This is a genomic window from Streptomyces laculatispora, from assembly GCF_017353455.1.
Lineage (GTDB): Bacteria > Actinomycetota > Actinomycetes > Streptomycetales > Streptomycetaceae > Streptomyces > Streptomyces laculatispora.
The window spans coordinates 1-2,574 of sequence record NZ_JAFMPZ010000349.1; the positions used below are offsets into that span (position 1 = coordinate 1).

Below are 2,574 nucleotides of genomic sequence, written 5' to 3' on the forward strand. Positions count from 1 at the left end.
CGGGCGGCGGGGCGCGCGGCGGTCGGGGTGATCCGCGACTGGGGGGCGCCGTTCCGGGACGGCTGGGAGGACTGGCGGCCGGATCCGCGGTGGCGGGTACCCGCACTTCCGGACGACTGGGACCGGCTTCCGGATGACTGGGACCGTACCCCCTCCGCCATGCCGTCGTGAGACCCTTGATGCACCCCAGGGGGAGAAACGTAGGATCGTCCCGAGGGCGGGCGATCCGCCCCAACCCACGGGCGCCGCACACGAGCTGACCGTAAATCACCAAGTCATCGCACTGGTCGCACGCTTCATGACCCGCATCAGTCGTATGAGTCGCACGAGTTGCCAGATTCGCATGAGCCACTACGAGGGGGTGGAGACGTGCTCACAGTCCGCCGCTCCACCGCCGAAAACGTTGTCACCGCTCCCGTTCGCGGACGTCCGGTTTCGGCCCGGTGTTCCGGGGCATGCGATGTCAGCCGTTGTTATTGCCGCTCATGCCGGGGCACAGTAGCGCCCCACAAGGTGATTGCCTCATACAACCGGCCCGGACGGACGGAACCCCAAGCGTGACGGAGCATCCCACCTCCCACGAAGGCCGGCAGCCTCTCGCCGCCCGGTCGCAGGAACGCGCCCGGCCGCGGCAGCGGGACGCCGCGTCGGCGCCCGCCGCTGCCGCCACAACGATCCCGGCCCCGGCCAAGGGCCCCGGTCCGGCCACCGGCGGGTCGGGCCCCGCGGCAGGCCCCGATCCACAGGTGGCGGCCCGCCGCGAGGGCGACCGGCTGCGCTTCGTGGGCGCCGCGACCCGCCGGATCGCCCGCGGGATAGATCTGGACGAGATCGTCCTGGGTCTGTGCCGGGCCAGCGTCCCGACGTTCTCCGACGCCATACTGGTCTATCTCCGCGACCCGCTGCCGGTCGGCGACGAGCGCCCCGTCAACCCGTTCGTGCTGCGGCTGCGCCGCTCCGACCGGCTGCGGCTGAGCGACGAGATCACCGACGGGCTGTCGGAGAGCGAGCGGCTCCGGCCGGCCGCCATCGATCCGCAGACCGATCTGACGCCCGCCGCCGAACTGTGCGAGGTCCGCCCCGGCGGTGCGCTGGCCGAGGTGCTGCGCGGGGTGCGCCCGGTCTTCGGCGACTCCGCCGCGGCCCGTGCCGCCCTGCCCGAGCTGCTCGGCGCGGGCCGTACGGTGCCGTCGGGGCACCGGGCGATCCTGGCCCCGCTGCGCGGCCGGCGCCGGGTGATCGGCGCGGCGGTCTTCCTGCTCGGCACCGAGCGCCCGCCGTTCGAGGCCAACGACCTGCTGGTCGCGGCCCAGCTGGCGACGCACACCGCGCTCGGCATCGACAAGGCGGTGCTGTACGGGCGCGAGGCCTACATCGCCGACGAGCTCCAGCGCACCATGCTGCCCGACTCGCTGCCGCAGCCCACCGGGGTCCGGCTCGCCTCCCGCTACCTGCCGGCCGCCGAGACGGCCCGGGTCGGCGGCGACTGGTACGACGCGATCCCGCTGCCCGGAAGCCGGGTCGCCCTGGTCGTCGGCGACGTCATGGGCCACTCCATGACCTCCGCCGCGATCATGGGCCAGCTGCGCACCACGGCGCAGACCCTGGCCGGCCTCGACCTGCCGCCGCAGGAGGTGCTGCACCACCTCGACGAGCAGGCGCAGCGGCTCGGCAGCGACCGCATGGCGACCTGCCTGTACGCGGTGTACGACCCGGTCGCGCACCGCATCACCATCGCCAACGCCGGTCACCCGCCGCCCGTGCTGCTCCACCTCGGCGGCCGCGCCGAGGTGCTGCGGGTACCGCCCGGCGCCCCGATCGGCGTCGGCGGGGTGGACTTCGAGGCCGTCGAACTGGACGCGCCCGCGGGCGCCACGCTGCTCCTGTACACCGACGGCCTGGTGGAGTCCCGCCTCCGGGACGTCTGGACCGGCATCGAGCAGCTGCGCGAGCGGCTCGCCACCACCGCCCGGCTGACCGGCCCGGACCACTCGCCGCCGCTGGAGGCCCTCTGCGACGACGTGCTGGACATGCTCGGCCCCGGGGACCGGGACGACGACATCGCGCTGCTCGCCGCCCGCTTCGACGGGATCGCGCCGAGCGATGTCGCGTACTGGTTCCTGGAACCGGAGGACTCCGCCCCGGGCCGGGCCCGCAGGCTGGCCCGCCGCGCGCTCAGCCGATGGGGTCTGGACGAGATGTCGGACTCGGTGGAACTGCTGGTCAGCGAGGTGGTGACCAACGCCGTACGGTACGCGGAGCGGCCGGTGACGCTGCGGCTGCTGCGGACCGACATCCTGCGCTGCGAGGTCGGCGACGACTCCCCGCAGCTGCCCCGCCAGCGCCGCGCCCGGGACATGGACGAGGGCGGCCGCGGTCTGTTCCTGGTGAACCGGCTGGCCCGGCGGTGGGGTGCGACGCGGCTGTCGACGGGCAAGGTCGTCTGGTTCGAGATGCCGACCCGGGGGCAGTAGCCGGGCTCCGCACGGAGACCGTCAACGGCGGCTGACCCCGGCTGCCGGAACGCCGGAACGGGCGGGGTACGAGGAATTCTCCTCGTACCCCGCCCGTTCC

General features: G+C 74.0%; 1 protein-coding gene and 1 pseudogene. Both read left to right on the forward strand.

The features are described from left to right. Nucleotides 1-171, forward strand: a pseudogene (locus tag J1C73_RS35000) (DUF402 domain-containing protein); the annotation flags it as partial. Nucleotides 172-557: 386 nt separating this feature from the next. Then, the gene (locus J1C73_RS18650; RefSeq protein WP_207317404.1) at nucleotides 558-2,474 is read left to right on the forward strand and encodes an ATP-binding SpoIIE family protein phosphatase; all 1,917 of its coding nucleotides are present in this window, start codon (nucleotides 558-560) and stop codon (nucleotides 2,472-2,474) included. The last annotated feature ends 100 nt before the right edge of the window (nucleotides 2,475-2,574 follow it).